Origin of the sequence: Corynebacterium sp. ACRPQ (assembly GCF_022347225.1) — a bacterium.
Taxonomy (GTDB): Bacteria; Actinomycetota; Actinomycetes; order Mycobacteriales; family Mycobacteriaceae; genus Corynebacterium; species Corynebacterium tuberculostearicum_D.
In genome coordinates, this window is sequence record NZ_JAKRNF010000026.1 from 1 (window position 1) to 21,812 (window position 21,812).

Sequence of the window (21,812 nt, forward strand, 5' to 3'; positions counted from 1 at the left end):
CCAGGAGTGAACTTAGTATCCTCCGGCACCTCGGTGTCATTACCGTCCTCGTCCTTAATGGTCGGAGCCGGAACCGTCACATCCTCACCCGGCTTACCAGAACCATCCCCATACTCAGGCTCGAAAGACTCATTATCCTTCGAAGCGGGTGCATCTAGGTTAAACTTCACAGGAACTTCTCGCGATACTGGGTCAGCACCCTCAGCAGGGGTCCATGTAACCTTTACGAGCACCTCGTTTTCGCCTTCAACCTGTTTATCCGCAGGCCATTTAACTGCGCCGGTCTTAGGATCAATACTCAGCCCCAATTTCTCAGCAGCAGCGGGATCCGCGAACTCAAAAGTTGCACCTTCCGGCTTTTTTTCGACAGTGTCAGTATTCGGGTTGTCAAAAGAAGGCGTCGCTTCAAGATCCTTTTCCTTGGCAGTACCCGTCGTGTCGTCATAACGAACGAAGGTCGGGTCTGCCAGGAATGAATCCGCCAGGAGGAGCGTGCCAGTTGGCTTACCCGAAGCATCAGCGGCGAATACCTGAGAAGAGTATACAGTCGCCTTGGATAGGTTCTTCGGGACTGTGAAGTCACAGGATTCCAACTCACCTAGTTCGTTAGCAGTGACAGTACAAACTTCACCAGTGGATTTACCGTCCGCAACCCACTTAATAGCGTACTTCTGGTTGGGGACCAAGCCGGTGGTCTTCGATTTTGCGGTATCTCCAGGAGCTGCGATAGAAGAAGTGTTGTCGTAATTGAATACGTCGTGAATCGGGCGCGGAGTCAACAACGCGAAGTACTGTTGAGAAATATTATCTGACTCCAACGACTCACCTAGGCCTCCACCATCGGCGGGCTGGAACATATTGTCCTGGTAATTACCCATCCATAGGTCACGGTTATCACCGACTACCGGATACAGGTACATGTAGTCCTTGTTGATGTGGCGGTGACGCTGGCCCAGAGTGCCGTTCCACTGCATTAGACTGTCATGCTTTTCATCCTTTGCGGAGACGAGCGTGCCCCATTCTTCGTCCGTGGTTTTGTTGCCCTTTTTGTTGCGGTCAACACCATACAAGCCGGCAAAGGGGAGGTAGAAGGAACCATCATCCTTTACATAAGCTACGCGAGACTCTGCGATATGGGAGCCTTTGCCGTGCTCAGCCTGATATTTGTCAACGATTTCCTTCTGGGCAACACGGAACTGTTCGCGGCTGTAGTTCTTGTTTGCGGCCTTCCAAGCGTCAAACTCACGTGCTACTTCATCGTTCACATAGGAGCCTACGACCTTAACATCAGTAGCGGCACGATCTGAAGAATCCTTAAAGTATTGGTTGGAAAGTGTGCCCTCGTCCTCATTGTTTTCCCACCAAACCTTGCCCCGTGCGGTACCATAAATACCACCCTCTGGCCACTTCTTATCAGCACTCGGCGCCTCGGTCCACTCAGCTTCAGGCTTTGCAAGCCAGCCATCTACGTTCGGACGTTCCTGGAATACAACCTTAGAACCGACAATTCGGTTAATGCCGGCCGTAAAATCCCAGGCCTCCCATTTACGGGTCAGTCGGTTATGGAAGCGACCGCTGTACATGTCGCCACCGGCCGCTAACGTGTATTTTGCAGGGTCCGGGTTCTCAGCCCACGTGCGAACCTGGAACTTCTCATCGCCTGACAACTTGAATTCGACCGGATTGCCCAGACCATCCTTCGGCGCTTTGGACAAGTCGAAGACGAATTTACCCTCGGAATCCGAGGTGGTGTAGTAAATAGGAGAAACCTGCCCCTTACCGTTAACATACTGCAAGAAGACCTTTACACCAGGCATAGCCTCGTCAGCATCATCCTGGTCATCTGGCGTTTTATCACGATCCAAGTAGACCGTACCTTGGTAGCCCTTCTTCTGACCCCAAGTACCGTCTGCTCGGATAGCAGTCGCTTCCGAAGTGCCTCGCGAATCAACGCTGCGATCCTGCGCAGATGCTGCATCCTGAGCAGCAGCAACTGGCGAGGAAGCGGGATTTACAACTGGATGAACGAACGGAGCTACGAGAGCTACAGAGAGAGCAGCGGCAGCGATAGTAGTGCCGCGACGGCGAGTTACGCCGTTAATACTCTTCATTTTCATGAAAAGTCCTTCCGTATAAAAATTAGGGAACACCAGAGAACAGGAGCATGCCCTCCACTCTTGGTCTGGGCGTACGAACATCTAATTTTTAGCTGAGTTCTGACTGTCCTCAGTCTGCAACGTTATTGAACTCAGCCGGCCCTCACAACCGATACACGCATTTAACTTAATTATTATCAATGGTTAACATTGTACACATATCCCAGGTGCGGAAGATCTGCCCAGTCAGTGGCCCTTCGGATTGTTCGCGTCACTTAAATACGTGATAAATCAGCTAAATATCCCTTTCGGAGATCAGCACGCCTTCTCTAAGCTGTCCGCATTTTTCGCATGAAAAAAGCGTGCCTGGGAATCCAGACACGCTTCTTTTCGTGCAGCATTTACGGCGTTGCTACCTCGCTTCTACCTAGAAGGTGAAGTCCTCATCCAGCGGGACGGAAGCGCCGGTGAATTCACCGAAGCCGTCATCGCCGTAAATGGAATCGCCGTAAGTTGGGATCGAGTATGCAGCGTTGCGTGCAGCCTCGGTCGGCTTGACGGAGATATTGCGGTAGCGGGAGATACCGGTACCAGCCGGGATGAGCTTACCGATGATGACGTTCTCCTTGAGGCCGATGAGCTTATCGGAGCGCTTGTTAATAGCGGCGTCGGTAAGCACGCGAGTGGTCTCCTGGAACGATGCAGCAGACAGCCAGGACTCGGTAGCCAAGGAAGCCTTGGTAATACCCATGATCTCCGAGCGCAGCTGAGCTGGCTCGCCGCCCTCTGCGACCTGGGCAGCGTTGAGCTGCTTAGCCTCAGAGAGGTCGATGAGGTTACCCGGCAGCAAGTCCGTGGTACCCGCATCGATGACGGTGCCGCGGCGCAGCATCTGGCGGATGATGATCTCGATGTGCTTATCGTGAATAGACACACCCTGGGTACGGTACACAGCCTGAACCTCATTAATGAGGTGCTGCTCCACGCCGCGGCGGCCGAGGACCTCGAGCACGTCGTGCGGGTCAGCCGCACCACGCATGAGGCGGTCACCGGTCTCAACGTGGTCGCCGTCCTTGAGGGAACGCTCGATCATGGCGTCCGGGTTGGACTCCATCGGGCGACGAACCTGAGCCAGGCCCTGACGCTTGGAGAGCTTCTCATAGACCACGTCATCAGAACCGTCATCCGGGGTGATGGTCAGGGTCCAGAAGTTGCCCTCATCGGACAGGGAGACGGTGCCGTCAACGGAGGCGATAGGAGCGCGGTTCTTCGGGTTACGGGCCTCGAAGAGCTCCTGAACACGCGGCAGACCGCCGGTAATATCGCCACCGACACCACCCTGGTGGAACGTACGCATGGTCAGCTGGGTACCCGGCTCACCAATGGACTGCGCAGCCACAATGCCGACGGCCTCGCCGATATCGACGAGCTGGCCGGAAGCCATGGACTTGCCGTAGCACTTGGCACATACGCCGGCCGGGGTCTGGCAGGTCAGCACGGAGCGAACCTTGACATCGGTGACCTTAGCGTCAAGCAGCTTCTGGGTGAGCTCCTCGGTGAGGTCAGAGCCGGCCTCGGCCACAACCTCGCCGTCTTCGCCCTTGACATCGGTCGCAAGAACGCGGCCCGATGCAGAGGTCTCCCACAGCTCGGAGAGAACAACCTTGTCCCCGGACTCCTCGCCGATTGGCACCTGGACGCCTAGGCGGGTGCCACAGTCCTCTTCACGGACGATGACATCCTGGGCCACGTCCACCAGACGACGGGTGAGGTAGCCGGAGTCAGCGGTACGCAGTGCGGTATCGGCCAGACCCTTACGGGAGCCGTGGGAGTTGTTAAAGTACTCCAGCACGGACAGACCTTCGCGGAAGGAGGTCTTAATCGGACGGGTGATGTAATCACCGTGCGAGTTCACAACCATGCCCTTCATACCGGCCAGCGTCCAGATCTGACGCATGTTACCGGCCGCACCGGACTTCACAATCATCGGAATCGGATTGTGGTCCGGGTACATATTCTCGACGGCCTCACCGACGGTATCGGTAGCGTCCTTCCACAGCTCAACCAGGCGGTCGTAGCGCTCGCGCTCGGTCAGGGCGCCCTGCTCCCAGTACTTGCGCTCGATGCGCTCTGCTTCCTTCTCATAAGACTCGAGGATCTCGGTCTTATTCGGCAGAACCAGAACGTCAGACATGGTGATGGTCACGCCGGAACGGGTTGCCCAGTAGAAGCCGGCGTCCTTCATGTTGTCCAGCACCTGAGCCACGGTGATCATCGGGTACTTATTGGCCAAGTCATTGACCACGTCACCGATGAGGACCTTATTGCCGGAACCGCCGCCCTTACGGACCATGATGCCCTCGAGGTACGGGTAGTTCCATGGCAGCAGCTCGTTGAACATGACGCGGCCGATGGTGGTGTAGCCCATCCATGCCTGGCCCTTGGACCAGCCATCTGGGAACTGCTCCTCCTCGATCTCCTGCGGCGGGCGAAGGTGATCGATGCGGACCTTGATCGGAGCCTGCAGGCCAACGGTGCCGCGGTCATAGGCCATGAGGGCCTCGGCGTAGGAGGAGTAAACGCCGGTTGCTGGCTTATCCTCTTCTGCCTCGCGGAAGCGGCCGTTGCCACCGATCTCGTCCTCGGCCTTGTCCATGGTCAGGTAGTACAGGCCGGTAACCATATCCAGACGCGGCATGGCCAGTGGCTTACCGGATGCTGGGGACAGAATGTTATTGGAAGCCAACATCAGGACGCGGGCCTCAGCCTGTGCCTCAGCGGATAGTGGCAGGTGGACTGCCATCTGGTCACCGTCGAAGTCGGCGTTGAACGCCTCACAAGCCAGCGGGTGCAGCTGAATAGCCTTACCCTCAACCAGCTTCGGCTCGAAGGCCTGAATACCCAGGCGGTGCAGCGTAGGAGCGCGGTTGAGCATCACTGGGTGCTCGGAAATGGCCTGCTCCAGAACGTCCCACACCTCTGGGCGCTGGCGCTCAACCATGCGCTTGGCGGACTTGATGTTCTGGGCGTAGTCGTTTTCTACCAAGCGCTTCATGACGAACGGCTTGAATAGCTCGAGCGCCATGAGCTTCGGCAGACCGCACTCGTGCAGCTTCAGCTGCGGACCAACGATAATAACGGAACGGCCGGAGTAGTCCACGCGCTTACCCAGCAGGTTCTGGCGGAAGCGGCCCTGCTTGCCCTTGAGCAAGTCAGACAGGGACTTCAGCGGACGGTTGCCCGGACCGGTAACCGGGCGGCCGCGGCGGCCGTTATCGAAGAGCGCGTCCACAGACTCCTGCAGCATGCGCTTCTCGTTGTTCACGATGATCTCTGGAGCACCCAGGTCGATCATGCGCTTCAAACGGTTATTGCGGTTGATCACGCGGCGGTAGAGGTCGTTCAGGTCGGAGGTAGCGAAGCGGCCACCGTCCAGCTGCACCATCGGGCGCAGCTCTGGTGGAATAACCGGGACAGCATCCAGCACCATGCCAGCCGGATCGTTGCCGGAGCGTAGGAAGGCAGCAACGACCTTCAGGCGCTTCAGGGCACGCATCTTCTTCTGGCCCTTGCCGTTGTTGATGATCTCGCGCAGTTCCTCGGCCTCAGCCTCGAGGTCGAAGTTGCGGACCAAGGTCTGGATGGCTTCTGCACCCATGCCGCCGGTGAAGTAATCCTCGTAGCGGTCAACCAGCTCTTCGTAGATGGTCTCATCGATGATCATCTGCTTTGGAGCCAGCTTGATGAAGGTATTCCAGATTTCATCCAGGCGGGCGATCTCGCGCTCGCCGCGCTCGCGAATGTGCTGCATCTCCTTATCGGCAGCGTTCTGCACCTTCTTGCGGGCATCTGCCTTGGCGCCGGCTGCTTCCAGCTCAGCCAGGTCAGACTCCAGCTTGGAGGCGCGCTCTGCGATCTCGGACTCGGTATCGTCCTCAACGTCCTTCTTCTCCAGAAGCATCTCTGCTTCCAAGGTGGACTGGTCGTTGTGGCGAGCCTCTTCATCCACGGAGGTGATGATGTTGGCCGCGAAGTAAATGATGCGCTCGAGATCCTTCGGAGCCAGGTCCAGCAGGTAGCCCAGGCGGGAAGGAACGCCCTTGAAGTACCAGATGTGGGTTACCGGAGCGGCCAGCTCAATGTGGCCCATACGCTCACGGCGAACCTTGGACTTGGTCACCTCAACGCCACAGCGCTCACAGATGATGCCCTTGTAGCGGACGCGCTTGTACTTGCCACAAGCGCACTCCCAGTCACGGGTAGGGCCGAAGATGCGCTCGCAGAAGAGGCCGTCCTTCTCCGGCTTCAGGGTGCGGTAGTTAATGGTCTCGGGCTTTTTGACCTCGCCCTTGGACCAGCGACGAATATCGTCTGCGGTGGCCAGACCGATGCGGAGCTCGTCGAAGAGATTTACGTCAAACACGTAATGTCTCCCTTTCATCCTCGTTGTCGAGGAATTGATGGCTTTTTATGAATGAAACGTTTATGCCCAGCCGCGGGAACTTCCCCGCGGTGGACCAAGAAACTAACTAGGCGATGTCAGCGGAGGAACCTTCATCGCGGGACAGGTTAATGCCAAGCGATGGGCTATCCATGTCATCGTCATCAGAGCCAGACAGCTCCATCGGCGTGCCGTCGGTGGAGAGAACCTCCACGTTCAGGCACAGGGACTGCAGCTCCTTGAGCAACACCTTGAAGGACTCAGGGATGCCCGGATCTGGAATATTGTCGCCCTTAACAATGGCTTCGTAGACCTTCACGCGGCCGACGACGTCATCGGACTTGATGGTCAGCAACTCCTGCAGGGTGTAGGCAGCGCCGTATGCCTGCATTGCCCACACCTCCATCTCGCCGAAGCGCTGGCCACCGAACTGGGCCTTACCACCCAGCGGCTGCTGGGTGATCATGGAGTAAGGACCGGTGGAACGGGCGTGAATCTTCTCATCGACCAAGTGGTGCAGCTTGAGCATGTACATGTAGCCAACCGAAATTGGGTACTTGTACGGTTCGCCCGAGCGGCCGTCGAAAAGCGTGGCCTTGCCGTTCTCATCTACCAGCACATCGCCGTCGCGGTTAGGACGGGAGGAAGCCAGCAGGCGCTCGATCTCGTGGTTGGTAGCACCGTCGAAGACTGGGGTCGCGGTCAAGGAATCCGCAGGAACGTCATAGAGCTCCTCCGGCAGGGTCTTGAGCAGCTCGGCGTTCTTCGGATCTTCGGTGTCGACCTTCCAGCCGGCGTGTGCCAACCAGCCCAAGTGAACCTCGAGGACCTGGCCAATGTTCATACGACGCGGCACACCGTGGGTGTTCAGCAGGATGTCTACCGGGGTGCCGTCTTCCATGAACGGCATATCCTCTGGCGGCAGAATCTTGCCCACAACGCCCTTGTTGCCGTGGCGGCCGGCCATCTTATCGCCGTCCTGGATCTTGCGCTTCTGGGCCACGTAGACGCGAATCATCTCGTTGACGCCAGGGGCCAGATCGTCATCATCATCGCGGGAGAAGCGGGCAACGCCGATGACCTTGCCCACCTCACCGTGCGGCACCTTCATGGAGGTATCGCGGACCTCGCGGGCCTTCTCACCGAAGATGGCGCGCAGCAGGCGCTCCTCCGGGGTCAGCTCGGTCTCACCCTTCGGGGTGACCTTACCCACGAGGATGTCACCGGCGCGGACGTCGGCACCGATGCGGATAATGCCGCGCTCGTCCAGGTCGCTCAGGACGTCCTCGGAGACGTTCGGGATCTCGCGGGTGATTTCCTCGGCGCCCAGCTTGGTATCGCGAGCATCAATCTCGTGCTCTTCGATGTGGACGGAGGTCAGGATGTCCTCCTCCACGATGCGCTGGTTAAGGATGATGGCGTCCTCGTAGTTATGGCCTTCCCACGGCATGAAGGCAACCAGCAGGTTGCGGCCGAGGGACATCTCACCATTGTGGGTACCCGGGCCATCGGCCAGAACCTGGCCGGCCTCTACGCGCTCGCCCATGGAAACCAGCGGGGTCTGGTTGTAGTTGGTGCCCTGGTTGGTGCGCTCGAACTTACGCAGGATGTAGGTATCGCGCTGGCCCTCATCATCCATGATGGTGATGACATCAGCGGTGACGTTTTCGACCACACCGGCCTTCGGGGTGATGACAACGTCGCCAGCGTCGTACGCAGCGCGCTGCTCCATGCCGGTACCCACCAGCGGGGCCTCGGAGCGTACCAGCGGCACTGCCTGCTTCTGCATGTTCGCACCCATCAGGGCACGGTTAGCATCGTCGTGCTCCAAGAACGGAATCATGGCGGTACCCACGGAAACCATCTGGCGCGGGGAGACGTCAACGTAGTCCACACCGGCGGCGTCGGTAAGCCCGATGTCGCCGTCCTTCAGGCGGACCTCAATACGCTCGCCGGTGAGGTTGCCCTCTGCGTCCTGCTCGACCTCGGCCTGAGCAATAGCGAAGCGGTCCTCTTCATCGGCGGTGAGGTACTCCACCTGGTCGGTGATCTTGCCGTCCACAACCTTGCGGTACGGGGTCTCAATGAAGCCGAAAGCATTCACGCGGGCGTAGGACGCCAGCGCACCAATGAGGCCAATGTTCGGGCCCTCAGGGGTCTCAATCGGGCACATACGGCCGTAGTGAGAAGCGTGAACGTCTCGCACCTCAATGCCAGCGCGCTCACGAGACAGGCCGCCTGGGCCCAGCGCGGACAGGCGGCGCTTGTGGGTCAGGCCGGACAGCGAGTTGTTGTGGTCCATGAACTGGGACAGCTGCGAGGTACCGAAAAACTCGCGGATAGCAGCAGAGACCGGGCGCACGTTAATCAGGGAGGTCGGAGTGATGGACTCCGCATCCTGGGTGGTCATGCGCTCGCGCACAACGCGCTCCATGCGGGACAGGCCCACACGGACCTGGTTCTGGATGAGCTCACCGACGGTGCGCAGGCGGCGATTACCAAAGTGGTCGATGTCATCCGTGTGCAGGGAGATCATCTCACCGTTTGGTGCCTTCATCTCGCGCTCGCCTACGTGCAGGCGGACCAGGTACTCGAGGGTGACGGCAATGTCTTCCTCGGTCAGGGTCATCAGACCATCGTGGTCGCCGCCGAGCCCCAGCTTGCGGTTGACCTTGTAGCGGCCGACCTTAGCCAGGTCGTAACGCTTTGCACGGAAGAAGGAGTTATCCAGCAAGGACTGAGCCAGCTCGCGGGTGGGCTGCTCGCCTGGGCGCTGCTTGCGGTAAATCTCCAGCAGTGCCTCATCGGTGTTCGCTACACCGTCCGACTCCAGGGTGGACATCATGAGCTCGGAGAAGCCGAAGCGTTCCCTGATCTGCTCCTCGCTCCAGCCCAGTGCCTTAAGCAGCACGGTTACCGGCTGGCGGCGCTTGCGGTCAATGCGCACGCCGACGGTGTCGCGCTTGTCGACGTCGAACTCCAACCATGCACCGCGGGAAGGAATAACCTTCACGGAATGCAGCGGGCGCTCAGTGGACTTATCGATCGAGCGATCGAAGTAGACGCCCGGGGAGCGCACCAGCTGAGAGACGACGACGCGCTCGGTACCGTTCACGATGAACGTGCCCATATCCGTCATGATCGGGAAATCGCCGATGAAGACGGTCTGCGACTTAATCTCTTGGGTGTCGTTATTAATAAACTCTGCGGTCACGTACAGCGGCGCGGAGTAGTTGATGTCCTTTTCCTTGCACTCATCCACGGTGTTCTTCACCGGTTCAAAGCGCGGCTCCGACAGGGACAGGGACATATTGCCCGAGTAGTCCTCAATCGGCGAGAGCTCTTCGAGGATGTCCTCGAGGCCGCTCGTCACGCGGGCGTCATCGCCGCGCTCAGCCTGCTCGCGCTCGCGCCACTCCGGCGCGCCAACGAGCCAATCAAAGGAATCAAGTTGTACGTCAAGGAGACCCGGCAGGGCGATAGGCTCGCTGATTTTTGCAAACGAGTATCGCTTCGGGGCTCCGGGGATATTGGCCACTGACTTGGTCTGGCGGGAGACTGCCAAGATGGGTCCTTCCAGCACCTCACGCGGATTGCCTGCTCGCCCTGGCCGACGAGCCGCAAAACCGCTGGTAATTCTAGCATTCGGTCTGCTGTGGAGTGTCTGGGTTCAGAATGCACAAAATCACCTTGTCAAGTCGGTTTTGCCATCACCGGCCTGAAAGGCTAAATGTGCACCGAAGATCCAGATTCCAGCGCAACGAAACAGCTTATAGGAAAAGACCTGCCATGTAAAGACACACCACTCTTGGGGCGTGTCGCTACCGCGCTAGGGGGGCAAGCTCGTGCTCGCCGCGGCGCTAACGCGTCCACGTCGCGCGACTGTGCGCGACAACCACCGAGCACCCTACCACTAAAATCTCAATACACCGCAACCCCGGCGGCGATTTTGTTTTCCAGCTGCGCTTTTACCGGCTCGCCGGCACCGCGCTCCCGCCGATGCGCCCGCGGTTATGGCGCGAGCGGGCATGCTTATTCTTGCCGCCAAATAGGCCCAATGCGCCAATGATTCCGAGCAGGGCTAAAAGTGCACCGAGGCCGATGGCACCCCACCGCACGATCTCCGCCACGCGGTCGCGCGGGAATTCTGCCGCCTCTTTGAGCAGCGCCTGCTGGTCCTCTTCGGAGGTAGAGCCATTAAAGACGAAGGCGCGCTCACGGCCCACGCCCTCGCGGTCCGCGTAGTAATCATCGATATCCATATCCATGCCCACCACGAGGCCGGTTTGCTGGTCCACATAGAAGTCACGGCTGCCGGAGTGGGTCAGGTAGCCCTGCTCCTCGCCGCCGCCTTCCTTGGGCAAGCTGGTGGTATTGCCATCGGCCGCAAAGAGCTGCGCGACGTTGGTCGGCTCGATCTCTTGGTGGTAGCGGTAGACCGTGCGGCCGTCCATCGTGGTTTCTTCTTCAAAGACCGCATCGACGGCCTTGCGCAGCGTCGGGTCAAAGACCGGGTAGTTAGTCTTCTCCGCGTCCGCTGGGAACTTGAGCCAATAGCCGTCCACAGTCACCGTGTCGGACGGGGTCGCAAGTGTGTGGCTCAACGTGGCCTCCCCCGCCGCCTCGCCGCTCAGGCGATCCACGGGGTACGTCCACACCTGGGCCTGGCTCAGGTCATTGAGGCCCTCCCCCTCGCCACGCATGCGGGTCTCACCGATGCGCACGGTGGCCTTCTCATCGTCCGAGGGCTCCTGGATATCCATGTTGATTTGGTAGGTCATGGGGCCCGAATACGGCGTGGTGCCGTCCTTGGACAGCTGCTGCGAATCCGCAGAATCATCGTGCAGTGTCCACGTACTGTTTTTCAGGTTCAGCGGCAGCCGCGAGGAGTAATCCAAAAACGCCGGCGCCACAATACCGGCGGCGATAAGCGCGACGCCGAGGCCTAGGAGCAGGACGGAAAAAATGCGGGACTTGGGCAGCATGGGGGCTAATTCTACAACCCGTGGCGGCGATTCCCTGTTTCTACAGGCCGCCCCGCCACACCGGATTGGTTTTAAGCCGTCTGCGCATTCCAAGCGATGATGCTGCTAGTATCCGTGGTCTGCCGCGCGCACCAGAGATCAAACTCTTCTTGCAGCCCCAGCCAAAACTCTGCCGAATTGCCAAAATAAGCGGAAAGACGGAGCGCCATTTCCGCACTAATCCCAATGCGCCCACGCACCAGCTTGGAAATTTGGGACTTGGAGCTAAAAATATCCTTGGCTAAGCGGTATTGAGTCAGTCCGAGCGGCTCCAGAAATTCCTCGCGCAGAACCTCTCCAGGGTGTGGAACGGGGACGACATCCGAGGACTCTTCCCCCTTATTTGTGATAATCGATGAAGTCAACGTCCACAGCTCCTTTCCCTGTCCACCGGAAGACTACTCTCCACTGCGCATTAACACGGATGGAATAAAATCCGTCCCACTGCCCTTTCAGCCTCTCTAAGTGATTCGCTGGTGGAATCCTCAAATCGGCAAGAGAGGCTGCTCGGTCAATCATGATGAATTTGCGACGCAGTATCCTTCGCAGTTCAGGGGGCACGTACTTTGGCGCCTTACCATCTGTGTGAAAGCGCTCTAAGCTACCCCTCCTGAACTCCACAATGCCATAGTGTCACACTTTGACACTATTGGCCATTGCTGTACTACCCGCATTGCGCCCGCGAGCATAAAACGAGGAAACCCCCAGCTCCCACCGCGCGCGGCGGTAAGAGTGGGGGTTTGAAAGCGTAAAGCTCAGTGAAATTACTTGAGCTCGACGGAAGCGCCAGCCTCTTCCAGCTTGGTCTTAGCAGCCTCAGCGTCGTCCTTGGAAGCGCCCTCGAGGATAGCCTTAGGAGCACCCTCGACCATTTCCTTAGCTTCCTTCAGGCCCAGGCCGGAGACGATCTCGCGGACAGCCTTAATAACGCCAATCTTCTTAGCGCCAGCGTCGGTCAGAACGACGTCGAACTCGGTCTTCTCCTCAGCGGCACCAGCGCCGCCCTCAGCCGGAGCGCCAGCTGCAACAGCAGCAACCGGAGCAGCAGCCTCAACGTCGAATACCTCTTCAAATTCCTTAACGAACTCGGACAGTTCGATGAGGGTCATTTCCTTGAAAGCTTCAATGAGCTCGTCCTTGGTGAGCTTAGCCATGATGGCAAGTCCTTTCTGTGTTGTGTGTGCGCTGCGCGTGATTTATGCGGCGCACACGGTGTTGTAATTGTGCGTCTTTTGTGACGACTTAAGCTTCTGCTTCCTTCTTGTCCTGCAGGGCTGCGACGGTGCGTACAGCCTTGGTTGCAGGAGCGTTGAAGAGAGCGGCTGCCTTCGCCATAGAACCCTTCATAGCGCCAGCCAGCTTTGCGAGGGTGGTCTCGCGGTTATCCAGCTTGGCGATGGCCTCAACCTGGTCGGCAGACAGTGCGTTGCCGTCCATGTAGCCACCCTTGATGATGAGTGCCTTGTTGTCATCAGCGAACTTGGTGATGACCTTCGCAGCATCCACTGCCTCGCCCTTGATGAACGCAATTGCGGTCGGGCCAGTCAGCAAATCATCAAGACCTTCGATGCCAGCTTCCTTGGCAGCGATCTTGAAAAGGGTGTTCTTGGCGACGGAGTATTCAACGTCAAAGCCCAGATCGTTACGCAGCTCCTGCAGCTGGGATACGGTCAGGCCGCGGTACTCGGTCAATACAACAGAGTTAGCGCCAGCCAGCTTTTCCTTCAGCTCTGCCAGGTCTGCAGTGTTCTTTGGGTTTGCCATTGTCTCTCGCCTCCTTCCAAAACATCTCTTTTATTATTCCGCCGGGGCCTTCCTCGCTTCGGTTGCCCGAAACAACAAAAGCCCCGTGCAAGAGCACAGGGCGCGCGACATAAGAGAATGCCGCGAATAATCGCAAAGTGTCTCCTGCGTGGGCCGCCTCCTAGGATGGAGAACCTTCGATCCAAATGGATGACCAACGGTCTTCGGTGAACTTTGACTCGGCCGTGAAGTGGCCGTTCAAACTTCGTGGAAAACACTACCTCCCCACCCGCGGTTTCTCCAAATCGCGATTTCCGCCGCGTAGCATGGCCGCTATGACCAGCCTGATGTGGTTCCGCGATGACCTGCGTCTGCACGATAACCAGGCCCTTTCCCGCGCGGCCGAGGCCGCCTCGCTTGGCGACGCCCCCTTGGTCGCCGTCGTCCTCGACGAGCCCGCCTATCCCGGCACCCGCCCGCTGGGCGGCGCGAGCACGTGGTGGCGCGAGCGCTCCCTCTATGCCCTCGCCCACGACCTTGCTGACCACGGCGTAGAACTCATTCGCGCCGCCGGCGATGCCCGCGAGGAAATCCCCCGCCTCGCCGCAGAACTGGGCGCCACCACCGTCACGTGGACCCGCCGCTACCACGGCCCCTTGCGCGAGGTCGATGCGAGCGTCAAGGAAACCCTAACCTCCCAGGGCATCACCGCGACGTCCTCGCCCGGCTTCACCTTGGTGGAGCCCTGGGAGGTCACCAATGGCCAGGGCCAGCCCTATAAGGTCTTTACTCCCTTCTCCAAGGCCGCCGCCTCCCAGGTGGCGGGAGATGAACCGGAGGGGGTGCCGGAGATGGGGGCGTCGGCAAGCAATGCATCTGCCTGGCCCCAGCCCGCCGAACCGGCATGGGCGGCATCGCTGGCCGAGCACTGGACGCCCGGCGAGGCCGGCGCGCGCGAGCGACTAGCCCAGCTGGACCTGGCCAACTATGCCGAGGAGCGCGATATCCCCGCGCTCAATGCCACCTCCCTACTATCGCCCCACCTGCGCTTTGGCGAGGTCTCCCCGCGCGAGGTGTGGTTCGCGGCGGCCGAGGAGCCCGAAGCCGCCAAGTTCCACTCCGAGCTGCTGTGGCGCGACTTTGCCTGGCACCGCCTCTACCACCTGCCCAATCTCGCCACCGAGAACGTGCGGGAGAAATTCGACCGCTTCGACTGGTCCTGGGATGACCCGCGGCTCAAGGACTGGCAGGCCGGCACTACCGGAATTCCGCTTGTCGACGCCGGAATGCGCGAGCTATGGGCCACCGGGTACATGCACAACCGCGTGCGCATGGTGGTGGGCTCCTTCCTCACCAAGAACCTGGGCATCCACTGGCGCCTGGGCGAGGAATGGTTCTGGGACACCTTGGTGGACGCCGATGCCGCCTCCAACCCGTTTAATTGGCAGTGGGTGGCCGGCTGCGGCGATGACGCCGCGCCCTTCTTCCGCATCTTCAACCCCGAAACGCAGGCCAAACGCTTCGACCCCGACGGCGAGTACGTGCGCCGCTGGGCACCCGCGCTGTCTGCCCCACCCATCGTCGACCTGAAGGAATCGCGCCAAGCCGCGCTCGATGCCTATGCGGAGATCAAGGATTAAGCCGGCGGAAAAGGTGGACGCAAAGGTCTACCATGGGGCCAATGATGAGCCCCAGGATTCATTCTCAAGCGCACCCGCCCATTGGCAATACCCCACTCATGCGAGTGGAGGCGATTAGTCCCCGGCCGGATGTCCACCTCTATCTCAAACTCGAACAATTCAACCTCGGCGGTTCTGCAAAAGACCGGACGGCACGAGCACTGATCCAGGCGGCGCTTGCAGCCGGCGATATCCGTCCTGGTTCGACGCTGGTGGAATCTTCCTCCGGCAACCTGGGCATGGCTCTAGCTCGCCAAGCCCCGCTACAAGGCATGAAGTTCCATTGCGTGGTGGATCCGCGGGTCAACGCCTCCACGGTGGCTACCATGCGGGCCTACGGCGCACACGTGGAATTGCTCGACCACCCCGATCCAGAAACCGGCGATTGGCTCACCGCCCGCCGCACCCGCGTGGCCGAGCTTTTGGAAGAGATCCCCGATTCTTTCAACCTCAACCAGTATTCCAATGAAGCCGCCTTCCACGCCCACGCGGAAGGCACCATGACTGAGATTGTGGACCAGCTCGGCCAGGCCCCTAGCCATCTACTCGTGGCTATGAGCACCACCGGAACCCTTGGCGGCTGCGTACGCAAGCTCTCCGAGCTGGGCGCCGATACCCACACAATCGGCGTTGATGCGGAAGGCTCCGTGCTTTTTGGTGGTGAGCGCGGCACCCGCATGCTGCCCGGCTACGGCGCAGGTATCGTGACCGAGCTATCCACCAAGTTTTCGCCTTCTTCCGTGGAGAGGGTTCCAGATCTCGATGCCATCGTTGCCGCCCGACAACTCGCCCAAGCAGAGGGCCTGCTGCCTGGCGCTTCCGGCGGTGCCGTCATCGCCGCCTTCCAGAGCCTCGCACCCTCCCTACCGGCAGGGGCCGAAGTGGTTGCCGTGCTGCACGACGCCGGCCAGCCTTACCTGGACACCATTTATAACGACTCCTGGGTGTGCGAAAACTTTGACATTTCGCCCGCTGAACTTGCCGCGCGCATCGAGGGGTCGGCGCAGTGACCTCTTCTCGTTCTGCCCGCCGCATTGCCATCATTGGAGGTGGACCGCGTGGACTTTGGGCCGTCGAGGAACTTATCGAGCGCGCCCGCGTTCCACTCGATGTCACCGTCTTTGACCCCTACCCCGCCGGTGCGGGCGCCGTCTACCGTCCGCAGCAGCCGCCGCAGTGGCGCCTCAACGTCAACTGCGCCATCGTCACCACTGCCCACGATAGTTTCAACGCTTGGCGCACCCGCCGCGGTGAAGACACCACCGATGCCTTCCCGCCGCGGGCCCAGGTGGGCCAATTCCTCGCCGATACCTGGTCCGCAGCAGTGCACCGCGCGCCGGCCCACGTTCGCATCCGGCACCTGCCGCACCGCGTGACCGCGGTAAGCGCCGACGGAGAAGGGTTCATGGTCGATGGCTCCCCCTTCGACGAAGTCCTGGTCTGCACCGGCCACGACCATATCCACGCTGGTTCTTTGACCTACGAGGCTTCGTGCGTACCAGTCACCGGTCTTTACTTCGGTGCCGATCTTCCGAGCTCCGCACGGCAAATCGGCGTACGCGGTGCCGCCTTGAGCTTCATCGATGTGTGCCTGCTGTATGGCGATACCGCCGAAACCATCTACCCGGTTAGCCGCAGCGGGCGCTTCATGGAGGTAAAGCCCTCCCCGCAGACACCGCTGCCGGAGGTGTCACCGCGGTGGCGGCAGGCTTGCGCGCATATCGACAACGCTTCGGAGCTGCGTGAGATCCTCATCGGGGCTGCAGGCGAATTCGGTGACTTCTCAACTGCGGACCTCGCCGCCGTTATCGACGGTCAGGATTTCACTGGCGATGCCGTCGCTGAGCTCGAGGCTTCCCTACGTGCGGCCGAAGGTACCGGTCCACTCACCCCGGCCGCGGCCGTGGGCGCCGCGTTTCGTGGCGTATTCCAAGAATGCGTCGATTGGCACAAGGCGCATGGCCCTATGCCCGGCTTCCGTGAGCTTTCACGCACCCTTGAGCGCGTGGCTTTTGGTCCGCCACCGGTCACAGCTAGGCGTCTGCTCGAGCTGATCCACTCCGGTGTGGTGAATACCGACTACCTAGGCACGCCGGGGCAGATAGATTCCTGGCAGGAAAAGGGCGGCGTGGACCTGCTTATTGACGCCACCGTTGCTCCCCAAGCCACCCCCTCCCCCTTCCACGACGTTCCTGGCGTGGTGGAAATTGGCCGGATGAATGAGATCTCCCTGCCCGGCCATGACTCCCTTAACCGTTCCGTGCACGATGACATGCCCCGCTGGGCGGAGAAAGTAGGAAACCCATGACCACCACCCCTGTAGAACCACTACCCGTCCACGGCACCGTCCCCTTGCGGGCCCGGTGGGAACGATGGATGCGTGAGCTCGTCGAAAACCCGCAGCACGTCAGCGAATTAACCTCACGCTACGCTTCTCCGGTGAACGTGTTGAATCCCGCTCCGCTGCGCCACAATGCCCAGGAGCTGCTCGACGCGGGCGCTTCCCACGGCGTGGGCACTCAGGTGTTTTTCGCACGCAAGGCCAATAAGGCTCTGTGTTTTGTCGATGCTGCACGCAATGCCGGGCTCGGAGTGGATGTAGCCAGCGAGAACGAGCTCCGCCAAGTGCTCGACCGCGGTGTCGCCCCAGAGCGCATCATCCTTAGCGCCGCTATCAAAACAGATGGCTTGCTCCGCCTGGCGGTTTCGCGGGGAGTTACTATCTCTTGTGATTCTCGCGCCGAATCCCGCCGCATCGCCGACATCGCGCGGGCTTTAGAGACTACCGCTCGCGTGGCACCACGCCTCGCTCCAGATCCGAACTGCCTACCTCCCACCCGCTTTGGCGAGAGGCTGCCGGCATGGCGGCAAGCCGAGTGGCCTAAGGAACTTCGTGCTGTGGGCGTCCACGTGCACCTGCATGGCTATAGCGAAGCCGACCGTCGGACCGCCCTGGCAGAGGCAATTGCCTTGGTTGAGCACCTCCGCACATTGGGCCAGCCCGCTAGTTTCATCGATATCGGTGGCGGCGTGCCCATGAGCTACCTGGAATCCCGCGAGCAGTGGGAGAATTACCTTAAGCGCATCGCCTCCCAACGCGCTGGTACCGGTGAACCGTTCACGTGGAAAGCGGATCCGCTGTCCAATACTTACCCCTTCTGGCAGGAGCCGACGCGCGGTCAGTGGCTGGACCAGCTCCTCTCTGGCGAGGTCCCCGGCTACGGCACCGCTGGCACAGCGCTGCGCGAGCGGGACATCGCCCTGCATCTAGAGCCAGGCCGCAGCCTCCTCGACGGCTGCGGAGTCATCCTCGCCGAGGTGAGCTTCCTCAAAGAACGCTCTGATGGCCTGCCCCTTATCGGCGTGGCGATGAATCGCACCCAATGCCGGACCGCCGCAGATGACATCCTGCTCGACCCCCTCCTGGTACCCACGGCCGGCCCGGCAAAGGAAATCTCCCGCGAGCCACGCACCGGGTTTGTGGTGGGTGCCTACTGCATTGAAGACGAGGTTATCCTGCGCCGCGAACTGGACTTCCCGGATGGCATTGCTGTAGGAGATACCCTCGCCATTCCGAATACAGCCGGGTATTTTATGCACATCCTGGAGTCTGCTTCGCACCAAATTCCTTTGGCGCGCAACGTCTACTCCGACGGCGGCGACTGGGCGCCAGACGATATTGACGCCAGATAACTATCGACGGTTCACAGCATAGGAAAAGGGCTTCGAGGATTTCCTCGAAGCCCTTTAGCTTTAAGCGCGGTGCGCTAAACCGATTTACTCGGTGTAGCCCTTAACCACGGAACCGTCAACCGGGATGCCCGGGCCGGAGGTGGTGGAGATGGTAGCGCGCTTGATGTAGATGCCCTTAGCGGAAGAAGGCTTCAGGCGCTGGATCTCGTCCATGAGGGCGCCGTAGTTCTCAGCCAGCTTCTCAGCATCGAAGGATGCCTTGCCGATGATGGCGTGCAGGTTAGCAGCCTTATCAACGCGGAAAGAGATCTTGCCGCCCTTAACCTCAGAGATTGCCTTAGCAACATCTGCGGTAACGGTGCCGGTCTTCGGGTTTGGCATCAGACCACGCGGGCCCAGGACGCGAGCAACGCGGCCAACCTTGGCCATCTGATCCGGGGTAGCGATAGCAACGTCGAAATCGATGTTGCCCTCGTTGATCTGCTCGATCAGTTCAGCGGTGCCAACGATGTCAGCGCCAGCTTCCTGAGCGGCGGTAGCCTTCTCGCCCTCAGCGAAGACAGCAACGCGAACGTCCTTACCGGTGCCGTTAGGCAGGGAAACGGTGCCGCGAACCAGCTGATCAGCCTTGCGCGGGTCAACGCCCAGGCGGAAGACTACGTCAACGGTGGCGTCGAAGTTCTTGGAGGAGGTCTCCTTGGCCAGCTTGGTGGCCTCGATCGGACGGTACAGGCGGGACTTATCTACCAGTTCCGCAGCGGCCTTATAAGCCTTAGACTTGGTGCTCATTTAACAATTCCTTTTCTGGATTGGTGTGGTGTTCGGCGGGCCGTAGCTGGCCCTACCACATAAAGTTTTTACTTCTCCGGTGCGCCATCAACGGTGATGCCCATGGAGCGGGCGGTACCGGCGATGATGCGAGCGCCGTTCTCGATGTCACGTGCGTTCAGGTCCGCAAACTTGGTCTCTGCGATTTCCTTGCACTGATCCCAAGACACAGAGCCGACCTTGTCGGTGTGTGGGACGCCGGAGCCCTTCTTGATGCCAGCGGCCTTCAGCAGCAGCTTAGCTGCCGGCGGGGTCTTCAGCTTGAAGTCGAAGGAACGGTCCTCGTAGACGGTGATCTCAACCGGAACCACGTTGCCACGCTGGTTCTCGGTAGCGGCGTTATAAGCCTTGCAGAACTCCATGATGTTGACGCCGTGGGCACCCAGTGCCGGGCCAACTGGCGGTGCCGGGTTAGCGGCGCCTGCCTCGATCTGCAGCTTGATGAAGCCGGATACCTTCTTCTTAGGAGCCATCGAATTACCTCTTTCCTGTGTTACCGGGATGTCCGCCACGATGAATAACGGGATCCCGTCCGGATGCTCACCTTTAGTGGGCCACCGGAGGATGAAACGTTTTCTTATACGCACGCCAAAGGCGCACGGCGTTCCAGTTTAGAACACCGTGCGCCCTGCACAAAATCACTTTTTAGGAGATGCGCTCGATCTCGGTCGGCGACAGCTCCACTGGGGTCTCTCGGCCGAAGATGGATACCAAGCCCTGCATCTTGCCGGTCTCCGGGTCGATCTCGGAAATGGTCGCAGATACGGCGGCCAGCGGGCCGGACAGGATGGTCACGGCCTCGCCCACCTCGAAATCGTGCGCGTACTTCTTGGCCACTTCCTTCTCCGGCATAGCCACAACCTGCTCGCCCTCTGCCTCGTTCGGGGCAGCATCGCCCTTGGTGGACGGGGCCTCGTTGGGCATGAGGAACTTTGCCACGTCGCGGGTCTTGACCGGGGTGGCGTTGCCTTCGTTGCCCACGAAGGAGGTCACGCCTGGGGTTTCGCGGATGACGGACCATGCGGCGTCGTTAAGCTCAGCGCGAACCAGGACGTAGCCCGGTAGCAGCTTGCGCTTCACGATCTTCTTCTTGCCGTCCTTGGTCTCTAGGACCTGCTCAATAGGAACTACGACCTCGAAGATGGAATCTTCTACCTCGAGGGTCTGGGCACGCATGTCCAGGTTGGTCTTTACCTTGTTTTCGTAGCCGGAGTAGCACTGAATGATGTACCACTGGCCCGGCTGCTTCTTCAGTTCGCGGGTAAAGGCGCGCAGGCGCTTGCGGTAGGCGGCATCCTCGGACTCGTCTTCGCTGGCCTCAGGGGCTGTGCCCTCTGCCTCTGCTTCGGTCGCTGCCGGTTCCGCCGCGTTGGTGGACTCGGCGGACTCGCCTGCAGCCTCGGTGGACTCAGCCGTTCCTTCAGCTTCTTCCGCTGCCGGAGCGGCTGGGGTAGCGTCCTCTTGCTGTGCTTCTTCTACGGAGCTAGCGTGCTCTGCCGCCTGCTCCTGCACGTTGGACTGCATTGCCTCTTCCAGGGAGGTGCCTACGGTTTCGACGTTGTTCTCGTCGCTCATAATTCTTACTCCAAAAAATTCCTCGGCGCGTTGCGTAGGACCAGCCTACCCGCCCGCGTATGGGCAAAAAGTATCCCGCCGTTCCTTTAAGCGGAAACAGCGGGATAAAAGATTATGCGCTTATCTTACTAATCTGAGAGAACCTGCTCAACTCCGAGACCAGCCAGGGTGTCAACGCCCCAGACCAAAACGGTCAGCACGATAAGGAACGCAAAGGTAATGAGGGTGTACTGCAGCATCTCCTTAGCGGTAGGCCACACCACCTTCTTCATCTCGGATGCTACCTCGCCCGGGAAGGCGGCTACGCCACCACCTGGGGTGTCATCGTGGTTCTTATCCTCGACGCGGACGACGTGCTTATCGGCGTAGTCCGCGGAGGACGTGGTAGCCGCACCAGAGAGCTGACGCTTACCGGTCGGGCGCGATGCACCCGAATTCTTCGGCTGCTGCTCATCGCTCACAGCTAACCCTCCTTGGGAACTAAATCTAATAGGGCGCTTAACGCGCACCTCCATAACTTTGTCAACCCTAGCAAAGCTTGCACAGCATGAAAAGCTGACCACGGCATTTGCCGGACGTGGCCTTGACAACATGTGGGCGGGCTAAGCGGCTTAAACGACAGGATGTGTTGGTGAGGTTGTACGGCTAGCTGGTCTGGCGTGCTGTTATTAGTACTATTTCACTTATCCAAAGGGATATTCCAGCTTCGACCATGAAATACCGCCAAAGGCAT

The 21,812-nt window shown here is 59.7% G+C and carries 16 protein-coding genes; 4 read left to right on the plus strand and 12 right to left on the minus strand.

The window, feature by feature from the left end; all coding sequences use genetic code 11:
- The 8 genes from MHY24_RS11365 to rplJ form a co-directional block, all read right to left on the minus strand.
- On the minus strand, positions 1 to 2,117 hold a 2,117-nt coding region (locus tag MHY24_RS11365; protein WP_367398062.1), incomplete at its 3' end, for a Rib/alpha-like domain-containing protein.
- A gap of 406 nt (positions 2,118 to 2,523) precedes the next feature.
- Positions 2,524 to 6,519 carry a DNA-directed RNA polymerase subunit beta' gene (locus MHY24_RS11370; RefSeq protein ID WP_239230758.1) on the minus strand — a complete coding sequence of 1,332 codons (3,996 nt, stop codon included), beginning with the start codon at positions 6,517 to 6,519 and terminating at the stop codon, positions 2,524 to 2,526.
- Between the two features lie 106 nt (positions 6,520 to 6,625).
- Positions 6,626 to 10,120, minus strand: coding sequence for a DNA-directed RNA polymerase subunit beta (locus tag MHY24_RS11375; protein ID WP_239230760.1), 3,495 nt, complete (start codon positions 10,118 to 10,120; stop codon positions 6,626 to 6,628).
- 385 nt (positions 10,121 to 10,505) lie between these two features.
- Positions 10,506 to 11,522 (minus strand): DUF3068 domain-containing protein, encoded by a 1,017-nt coding sequence (locus MHY24_RS11380; protein WP_239230762.1) that lies wholly within the window; start codon positions 11,520 to 11,522, stop codon positions 10,506 to 10,508.
- Positions 11,523 to 11,593: 71 nt separating this feature from the next.
- Entirely contained in the window at positions 11,594 to 11,926 is a 333-nt protein-coding gene (locus tag MHY24_RS11385; RefSeq protein ID WP_204610276.1) for a HigA family addiction module antitoxin, read from the minus strand.
- Complete coding sequence (locus MHY24_RS11390; protein WP_204610277.1) at positions 11,901 to 12,182, minus strand: type II toxin-antitoxin system RelE/ParE family toxin; 282 nt, start codon at positions 12,180 to 12,182, stop codon at positions 11,901 to 11,903. The genes MHY24_RS11385 and MHY24_RS11390 overlap by 26 nt, the downstream gene beginning before the upstream one ends.
- Before the next feature lie 143 nt (positions 12,183 to 12,325).
- The gene (gene rplL / locus MHY24_RS11395) at positions 12,326 to 12,715 is read right to left on the minus strand and encodes a 50S ribosomal protein L7/L12 (protein WP_005322882.1); all 390 of its coding nucleotides are present in this window, start codon (positions 12,713 to 12,715) and stop codon (positions 12,326 to 12,328) included.
- Positions 12,716 to 12,803: 88 nt separating this feature from the next.
- On the minus strand, positions 12,804 to 13,325 hold the full coding sequence (rplJ, locus tag MHY24_RS11400; protein WP_005322886.1) for a 50S ribosomal protein L10: 522 nt from the start codon (positions 13,323 to 13,325) through the stop codon (positions 12,804 to 12,806).
- Positions 13,326 to 13,639: 314 nt separating this feature from the next.
- Between rplJ and MHY24_RS11405 the strand changes: the two genes are divergently transcribed.
- Genes MHY24_RS11405 through MHY24_RS11420 form a run of 4 tightly spaced genes read left to right on the plus strand, consistent with a single transcriptional unit; the run spans position 13,640 to position 18,676 of the window.
- Positions 13,640 to 14,944 carry a deoxyribodipyrimidine photo-lyase gene (locus MHY24_RS11405; protein WP_239230765.1) on the plus strand — a complete coding sequence of 435 codons (1,305 nt, stop codon included), beginning with the start codon at positions 13,640 to 13,642 and terminating at the stop codon, positions 14,942 to 14,944.
- Positions 14,945 to 14,976: 32 nt separating this feature from the next.
- Positions 14,977 to 15,993, plus strand: a complete 1,017-nt coding sequence (locus MHY24_RS11410) for a pyridoxal-phosphate dependent enzyme (protein WP_204610279.1) — start codon at positions 14,977 to 14,979, stop codon at positions 15,991 to 15,993.
- Complete coding sequence (locus MHY24_RS11415) at positions 15,990 to 17,291, plus strand: FAD/NAD(P)-binding protein (RefSeq protein ID WP_239230767.1); 1,302 nt, start codon at positions 15,990 to 15,992, stop codon at positions 17,289 to 17,291. Before MHY24_RS11410 ends, MHY24_RS11415 begins: the two co-directional genes overlap by 4 nt.
- Positions 17,288 to 18,676 carry a Y4yA family PLP-dependent enzyme gene (locus MHY24_RS11420; RefSeq protein ID WP_239230770.1) on the plus strand — a complete coding sequence of 463 codons (1,389 nt, stop codon included), beginning with the start codon at positions 17,288 to 17,290 and terminating at the stop codon, positions 18,674 to 18,676. The genes MHY24_RS11415 and MHY24_RS11420 overlap by 4 nt, the downstream gene beginning before the upstream one ends.
- A gap of 84 nt (positions 18,677 to 18,760) precedes the next feature.
- On the opposite strand, the gene rplA is transcribed toward MHY24_RS11420, so the two are convergent.
- The 4 genes from rplA to secE all read right to left on the minus strand — a co-directional run bounded on the left by rplA (position 18,761) and on the right by secE (position 21,540).
- Positions 18,761 to 19,465, minus strand: a complete 705-nt coding sequence (gene rplA / locus MHY24_RS11425; RefSeq protein WP_049383568.1) for a 50S ribosomal protein L1 — start codon at positions 19,463 to 19,465, stop codon at positions 18,761 to 18,763.
- 68 nt (positions 19,466 to 19,533) lie between these two features.
- On the minus strand, positions 19,534 to 19,977 hold the full coding sequence (gene rplK, locus MHY24_RS11430) for a 50S ribosomal protein L11 (protein WP_005327961.1): 444 nt from the start codon (positions 19,975 to 19,977) through the stop codon (positions 19,534 to 19,536).
- A gap of 172 nt (positions 19,978 to 20,149) precedes the next feature.
- Positions 20,150 to 21,079 carry a transcription termination/antitermination protein NusG gene (gene nusG, locus MHY24_RS11435; protein WP_239230773.1) on the minus strand — a complete coding sequence of 310 codons (930 nt, stop codon included), beginning with the start codon at positions 21,077 to 21,079 and terminating at the stop codon, positions 20,150 to 20,152.
- 128 nt (positions 21,080 to 21,207) lie between these two features.
- Positions 21,208 to 21,540 (minus strand): preprotein translocase subunit SecE, encoded by a 333-nt coding sequence (secE, locus tag MHY24_RS11440; RefSeq protein WP_204610288.1) that lies wholly within the window; start codon positions 21,538 to 21,540, stop codon positions 21,208 to 21,210.
- Between the last annotated feature and the right edge of the window lie 272 nt (positions 21,541 to 21,812).

Excerpts from the sequence above, each read along its gene's own strand:
- rplK (WP_005327961.1), bottom strand. The coding sequence starts at position 19,977 with ATGGCTCCTAAGAAGAAGGTATCCGGCTTCATCAAGCTGCAGATCGAG.
- MHY24_RS11405 (WP_239230765.1), top strand. The coding sequence starts at position 13,640 with ATGACCAGCCTGATGTGGTTCCGCGATGACCTGCGTCTGCACGATAAC.
- rplA (WP_049383568.1), bottom strand. The coding sequence starts at position 19,465 with ATGAGCACCAAGTCTAAGGCTTATAAGGCCGCTGCGGAACTGGTAGAT.
- rplL (WP_005322882.1), bottom strand. The coding sequence starts at position 12,715 with ATGGCTAAGCTCACCAAGGACGAGCTCATTGAAGCTTTCAAGGAAATG.
- rplJ (WP_005322886.1), bottom strand. The coding sequence starts at position 13,325 with ATGGCAAACCCAAAGAACACTGCAGACCTGGCAGAGCTGAAGGAAAAG.
- MHY24_RS11420 (WP_239230770.1), top strand. The coding sequence starts at position 17,288 with ATGACCACCACCCCTGTAGAACCACTACCCGTCCACGGCACCGTCCCC.
- MHY24_RS11410 (WP_204610279.1), top strand. The coding sequence starts at position 14,977 with ATGGGGCCAATGATGAGCCCCAGGATTCATTCTCAAGCGCACCCGCCC.
- nusG (WP_239230773.1), bottom strand. The coding sequence starts at position 21,079 with ATGAGCGACGAGAACAACGTCGAAACCGTAGGCACCTCCCTGGAAGAG.
- MHY24_RS11380 (WP_239230762.1), bottom strand. The coding sequence starts at position 11,522 with ATGCTGCCCAAGTCCCGCATTTTTTCCGTCCTGCTCCTAGGCCTCGGC.